The organism is Mycobacterium sp. KBS0706, assembly GCF_005938675.2.
Classification (GTDB): domain Bacteria; phylum Pseudomonadota; class Alphaproteobacteria; order DSM-16000; family Inquilinaceae; genus Inquilinus.
Map to the genome: position 1 here is coordinate 1 of NZ_VCCH02000387.1, position 333 is coordinate 333.

At 69.7% G+C, this 333-nt stretch carries 1 protein-coding gene; it reads right to left on the reverse strand.

Going from position 1 to position 333, the window contains the following annotated elements:
* On the reverse strand, positions 1–307 hold a 307-nt coding region (locus tag FFK22_RS42400; protein WP_306770285.1), incomplete at its 3' end, for an ATP-binding protein.
* Positions 308–333: the final 26 nt, after the last annotated feature.

The window sequence follows — 333 nt, forward strand, 5'->3', positions numbered from 1 at the left end:
GGGCGTCGCCATGCGCCACCCAGCGGCAGGCGGCGAGGTCGCGGATCTGTCCTGGATCGATCGAGGGCTGCGCGCTGAAGTCGAAGCTGCCGAGATCGCGCACCGTCGGGAAGTGGGCGATCTTGCTGGCCATCTCGACCCGGCGCTCGTCCTTGCGGGCGATCTCGCGCTCGCAGAGGAAGGCGACGGCTTCACGCAGCGTCAGCTCGCGCCGGGCGGCCTCGTCGAGAAGGCTGTCGAGCTGGTCGCGGATGGCGGTCAGCTTCAGCCGCGTGAGCATGTCGAGGAGCTCGTCGTGGTCGACCATCACCAGCCTCCCCCGACCAGCTGCTC